This is a genomic window from Planktothrix sp. FACHB-1355 (genome assembly GCF_014748295.1).
In the GTDB taxonomy this organism is placed as follows: Bacteria; Cyanobacteriota; Cyanobacteriia; order Cyanobacteriales; family Aerosakkonemataceae; genus Aerosakkonema; species Aerosakkonema funiforme_A.
Map to the genome: position 1 here is coordinate 1 of NZ_JACJUP010000354.1, position 5733 is coordinate 5733.

At 43.6% G+C, this 5733-nt stretch carries 8 protein-coding genes; 5 read left to right on the forward strand and 3 right to left on the reverse strand.

What is annotated here, in order from left to right; genetic code table 11:
• Window positions 1-409 precede the first annotated feature (409 nt).
• Window positions 410-727, forward strand: coding sequence for a Mo-dependent nitrogenase C-terminal domain-containing protein (locus H6S82_RS15665; RefSeq protein WP_190475025.1), 318 nt, complete (start codon window positions 410-412; stop codon window positions 725-727).
• Between the two features lie 36 nt (window positions 728-763).
• Here the strand turns inward: H6S82_RS15665 and H6S82_RS15670 are convergent, their stop codons facing one another.
• Window positions 764-1255 (reverse strand): 2TM domain-containing protein, encoded by a 492-nt coding sequence (locus H6S82_RS15670; RefSeq protein WP_190475027.1) that lies wholly within the window; start codon window positions 1253-1255, stop codon window positions 764-766.
• A gap of 326 nt (window positions 1256-1581) precedes the next feature.
• Here H6S82_RS15670 and H6S82_RS15675 point away from each other — a divergent pair, with 326 nt between their 5' ends.
• A complete protein-coding gene (locus H6S82_RS15675) occupies window positions 1582-2700 on the forward strand; it encodes a site-2 protease family protein (RefSeq protein WP_190475029.1) in 1119 nt (372 codons plus the stop codon).
• A gap of 186 nt (window positions 2701-2886) precedes the next feature.
• Here H6S82_RS15675 and H6S82_RS15680 read toward each other — a convergent pair whose 3' ends face one another.
• Window positions 2887-3459 carry a hypothetical protein gene (locus H6S82_RS15680; protein WP_190475030.1) on the reverse strand — a complete coding sequence of 191 codons (573 nt, stop codon included), beginning with the start codon at window positions 3457-3459 and terminating at the stop codon, window positions 2887-2889.
• On the reverse strand, window positions 3459-4091 hold the full coding sequence (locus tag H6S82_RS15685; RefSeq protein WP_190475032.1) for an AAA family ATPase: 633 nt from the start codon (window positions 4089-4091) through the stop codon (window positions 3459-3461). Before H6S82_RS15685 ends, H6S82_RS15680 begins: the two co-directional genes overlap by 1 nt.
• 94 nt (window positions 4092-4185) lie before the next feature.
• Here H6S82_RS15685 and H6S82_RS34065 point away from each other — a divergent pair, with 94 nt between their 5' ends.
• From H6S82_RS34065 to H6S82_RS15695, 3 genes are all read left to right on the forward strand, one after another.
• A complete protein-coding gene (locus tag H6S82_RS34065) occupies window positions 4186-4317 on the forward strand; it encodes a hypothetical protein (RefSeq protein WP_255512310.1) in 132 nt (43 codons plus the stop codon).
• Window positions 4314-4535 carry a hypothetical protein gene (locus H6S82_RS15690; protein ID WP_190475035.1) on the forward strand — a complete coding sequence of 74 codons (222 nt, stop codon included), beginning with the start codon at window positions 4314-4316 and terminating at the stop codon, window positions 4533-4535. The genes H6S82_RS34065 and H6S82_RS15690 overlap by 4 nt, the downstream gene beginning before the upstream one ends.
• A partial coding sequence (locus tag H6S82_RS15695) for an ABC transporter permease (RefSeq protein WP_242056968.1) occupies window positions 4519-5733 on the forward strand: 1215 nt, incomplete at its 3' end. The genes H6S82_RS15690 and H6S82_RS15695, both read left to right, overlap by 17 nt.

The window sequence follows — 5733 nt, forward strand, 5'->3', positions numbered from 1 at the left end:
TTTTTACAATACATTTGTACTATCCGTGGGTAGCGATCGCACTCCTGCAAGTGCCTTAACAAAAGTTCATACAGTGTCGATTACTTTTGTCCGACTACTTAGGGCATCTTTAATGATGACAGGACTGAGGCCGTGTTAGACCTTATGTCTTCTATTTTAATCAAGCTACTATATAAACAGTATCGAAGATAACAATATGTATTTATTTCGATCGCAATTTGAGTGGAAGCGATCCAAATCACAGATAAAGATGATATGGATCGCAAACCCTATAGGAGCCACATCACCAGTAGCCTTTAAATTTATCACAAACAATTCTAATTTGCATCACCGAAAAAACCTCAAGCGGAAGTGATGATAAAGATATCAAAGAAATTCTTCCACCTAGAAGTCTCGTGCAAGGTGAATTATGTCTTTTATCAGCAGCACTTCTTCTCAAACAAACCTGAAATCTCAAAGCGCGATCGAAACCATTCTTCATCCAGTACGGCAGTGGCTAGAATCAATTGAAGTGCGCGACTCCAAAGTAGCCAAAGCATTATGCAAACTCATCCCTTCCCAATGTCCCTTTGAAAGAGACGTGCAGGTATTCGGACATACGCTTTTCCACATCCCGCCCATGTGCAAACTGAATCCTCTCTACGACCAGTTGATGAGCTTGCGTTTCCGCGCTTTAACTTTCCTGGCCGATGTTTGTGGAGAAGATATCACCCCATACTGCTGCTAAATTAGCTGCTAAATTAGCGCTATTTCCCTTCTCGATCTACCAAGCCTTCAGCAACTTATTGAAAAAGCTATTAACCGATGTCCGTAACTGATGATTGCGATACCACTGCTGGAATGCTCTTTCGTACTCTTCACCCTGCAACAAAAAGGTATTCCAAGCATTAAGACCGAGCCCTAATCCCCAGAATAATAAAATATAAAGCGACCAAGTAAGCTGGCCGGCACTAACTAGGTTCAGCAGCACCAAAAATGTATTGACGATCGCAAATTTGCCAAAACTTTTCTGCAATCTCCCACGGCGGTAGGTATTGAAAGCCTGCCGCTTTTCTATTTCTCCCTGCTGGGCCAGCCACTCCTGTTCTGCCAGCGCCAGATTTTCAGGCGGAATTTCTAACTCAGCCGCAATTTCCAATAACTGTTCGCGGGTGAATTCACCTTCATAATTTTGACGAGAAATCGCTAGATGGAGAATTTGCTGGATTTCTTCTTGGTTGTAGGAACGAGTGATTTTGCTGTCGGAGACTGACATAATCTGGATTGCGATCGACTTTTGTAATGCTTGGCCGTACTAATTCTATTATGCCCAGAATTGTAGGTTGGGTCGAGCAGGCGCGAAACCCAACAAAACCTAGTTCAATGTTGGGTTTCATTACCTCAACCCAACCTACGAAAGCTGATTCTATTCTGCCCTGTCTCTATTAATTGGTGGGCGTTTCCCACCCTACAGTTCGCTAAACCGAACCTGAACGGACGGCTAACGCGATAGTTGAATTATGAAAAATCGCTTTACGTTTCGTTACACTCGAAACAAGAGAGCAAAATCAAACTCTCAAAGCTGAAATCAGAGGAGTCGTCATGAACGGCACTTTTCGCGTTGGCAACCTGTTTGGTATTCCCTTTAACGTCCATCCATCTTGGTTCTTAATCCTGGGTTTGGTAACTTGGACATACGGAAATGGATTAGCTGCGGCGTTTCCAGGATTGTTCGGGCCATTACCTTGGATACTGGGATTGGTGACAGGTTTGCTGTTATTTGCCTCTGTCTTGGCGCATGAATTAGGACATAGTTTTGTCGCCATTAGTCAGGGAATTGAAGTTAAATCGATCAATTTGTTTCTGTTTGGTGGTTTAGCGCAATTGGAGAAAGAGTCCAAGACACCAGCTGAAGCATTTTGGATTGCGATCGCAGGTCCTATTGTGAGCTTACTCCTATTCGGTATCTTCACAGCCATCGGTGTAGGCACCCATATTTCCGGGCCAGTGGCAGCTATTTTAGGATTGCTAGCCTCAATTAACTTAGCGTTAGCGCTATTTAACTTAATTCCTGGCTTACCTTTGGATGGTGGCAATATCCTCAAAGCTGCTGTTTGGAAAGTCACTGGCAATCCTTATAAAGGTATTATCTTTGCCAGTCGCGTCGGTCAAATCTTCGGTTGGATTGCGATCGCTTCTGGGTTGCTGCCTCTGGTATTATACGGCAGTACCGCCAACTTCTGGAATTTGTTAGTCGGTTGGTTCTTGCTGCAAAACGCCGGACAGTCTGCCCAATATGCGACAGTTCAAGATAAACTGGCAGGATTGACAGCAGAAGATGCCGTAATTCCCGACAGTCCGATTGTGTCAGCCGATACTTCGCTCAGAAAGTTTGCTAATGATTGCGTTATCGGACAAAATCGCTGGCGCAAGTTCTTAGTCACCGATGAAGACGGACAGTTGGTAGGTGCGATCGCAGTTGATGACCTCAAAACAGTTTCTCTCGAACTTTGGCCGCAAATTAAAGTCAGAGAACTAACGCGATCGATTGCCGAATCCAACATTGTTAAATCAAATCAATCCCTGTTGGAAGTTACCACACTAATCGAACAAAAACAAATAACTCAACTGCCAGTGATTCGAGACAACGGTGTGCTGGTAGGACTTCTGGAAAAAACTTCCATTATCGAGTTACTGCAAAGACAAGCACAACCAGCGTAATCAATCTTAGATTTTAGATTTTAGATTGAAGTCAATCTGAAATCCTCAATTTCAAACTCCCCAGGATGACGAGAAAATCGCAAATCTGGGGAGTTTTGTTTGGGCGATCGGATCTTTTGCACGAAGGTTTTGTACGGTGCGTTAGCGACAGCGTAACGAACCCTAAGCCCGACGCCCTACTAGCCCCTAATCTAACAACCAAGTCTTGTTAGCAAAATCATCCCTTTCCTTATTTACATCAGCAATTGTGCTAATTTTCCGCTCAACAGGTTTGTAACGGGGCGTTGTTAATGCTGCGCTTTCTTTCTTCAAAGTATTGTTTTCTTCAATCAACTTAGAGTTAGCTTCTGCTAATTGCAGAGCTTCTTTTTTAGCTTGCGTAAGTTCTGCCTTAACCTTGTCAAATTGTTCTAAATCTTTTTGTAGCTTTTGGACAAGCTTTTTTTGCTCAGCCAATTCTGATTGTAAATCGATAACTTGCTGCTGTAGGGAAACTTCGTGTTGATGCGCTTGCTCAAGTTGCTTTGTTTGGTCCAAGGCTGCTCGCAACTCTGCTATAGTTGCTTCCAACTCAGCTTTGGTTGGACTTGTATCTTCAGCAATAGATTTATCGGTATCTGTAGGGGCTTCCTCTGTTACTTGATTATCTTGTTCCGCCACTACCTCAGCAGTTGTATCTATAATCGGTTTATCTTCTGTATCCGACGATTTTTGCGCTTCTTGGCGTAGCAAATCGGAAATACGTTTTCTAGTAGCCATTATTTTCTCCAATCACGCTGTAGTTCATCAGCCACGCGGCGGTAATCAGCCTCAGCTTCTCGTGCATTGTTCCCTCGCCATTCTGTAATCGGTACTCCCTCAAGCGCCGCTCGTTCGTGGGCTTTGTAGGAGCGGACAAAGGCATTGCAGGCGGGGATTCCCAACTCCATGAGGGTGTTTTGGGCTTCCAGCGCTTCCCCCAAACTGCGGGAATCGACTCTAGTCAGAAGCACGCGATGAGCAATACCCATCGGCGTAACTGCTTGACGTACCGTGTCAATCAGCACAGCCAGATCCATAGGTGCTGGTGGTGTTGGCAAAACGAGATAATCGGCGATCGACACTACCGCCGCTAATGCTTCCGATCGCAGCGCCGGAGGCGTATCCACCACTACTAAATCATACCCTTCTATCTGGCGTAAACTACTCAAAAGTTCTGGGTCTGTCTCTTGGGCTAACTCAAAGTTCCATTTTTCCTTATTGCGCTCAATCCACCAAGTAGCAGAACCTTGAATATCTGCATCGACTAGGAGAACCTTTCTTTTCTTTGAGAAAGTAGCAGCCAAATTGACAGCGGTAGTAGTTTTACCTACTCCTCCCTTACCGTTGACGATCGCGACTATTCTTGGCACTGGAAATTTCGACGCTGACTTTACAACAGAGCAATATAGCGCTTTATCGAACCTTCCAGCATCAAAGTTTCGGGATTAGTCATCATTAGTAACAGTGAAAGCAACTGACAATCTGCCCGATGGGCCAAATACTCGCGCACTGCTGCGATCGCCTGATGGGGTGACAAGTATCGCGGAAACCCTTGTTCAGTATGTGTTGTACCACGTTGCCCTTGACAAAAATTGAACTCATCTTTGGGCTTTATTGACACTATTCTCAAGTACAAGCAGCTACAAGTCTTATGGATTCGTTGTCAATCGCAGATTTCTTGGTTAATTTTTCCAGATGCCAGTGCGATGAATTGCAATGCCTGTAAAGCTTTGAGCCATACTTGTCACCCGTCAGACTTCATCGTATCTTTATCAACATACTCGCCAAGATATCAATATGCTAGTAACTTATAGAATAATCTGGGTTTTGGCTAAGGCAACAGACACAGTTTCGACCTCACCTGTCTTGCTGGGGGTCAGTCCCACAATTTTGTGGTTAGTATTGGGAGGAGGACTTTGCTTCCTAGAATTGCTTCTGCCGACAGCATTTACAGCATTTGCGATGGGGTTGAGCGCTTTGATGGTAGCCTTACTCTCGACGATCGTGCGATCGCCTTTGTTGCAAGTTATACTTTGGATGGGACTGTCTGCGGGTTTGATTTTTTTCTCCCCTCGCTTTTTACCAAAGCGGAAAATAACTTCGATTCAGGATGCTACTCAGGCCCAGAGGATTACCGAAATTCCCCCAGGCGAGACAGGGCATCCTTCACAGACCGATGAAAGTAGCAGTGATTTATCTGGTTTGGTGAAAATTTATAGTGGTAGGAGTCAGCTATTTTCAATCAGAGCATTTCTGACAGGTGCATGGCTAGATTTCCGCTCATCATCAGCATTTTCTAAACGACTATTTTTGCAAAATATAGCCCAACGTTATCGTTATTCATCATTTGGGCTATTTTGGGCATTTGTACCTTCAGCGTTGGTAGCAATTTTACTGACATTGGGACAGCGCGATGGCGAAACGCCCGCCTTCGGCGATCGCATTCCCATTTTAATTGCAGGTACAGTGCCACCACAAGTTTATGGTATCTTTGGGCTAATTATGGCACAAACGTTTCTGGAAGCTTTAAATATTCAGCGCGTTTCACTTAACCAATACATTCACCTATTGGTCAGACAAAAAATTCCCCTAGAAGCTATCATGATGGCTGGTTTGGCAGAATCCATCTTTGGTTTCTTGATGCGGTTACCAGTGTTGATTGCTATTCTCTTAGTTTTTAATATCAATCCTGCTTTGACATTTCCTCTCGCTTTCTTGGGTATTGCCTCAATTATTTGTTTCGGTTCTGGATTGGGTTTATTATTAGCTCCTTGGAATGCTTTAAGTAAAGATTTAGAAAATGTCATGCAGTTTTTCCCTTGGTTTATATTTCTTGTAACTCCTGTATTTGTGATTATAAAACCAGGGAATTGGCTTTATTATTTACAGCAATTTAATCCTCTCACTTATATATTTGAAGGGACAAGATTTTTAGCTTATGGTGTGGGTACAGTCAATAGTTTAGCGTTATTCATATTACTACCTTTAACTGTAATCTTACTTTTAGTAAGC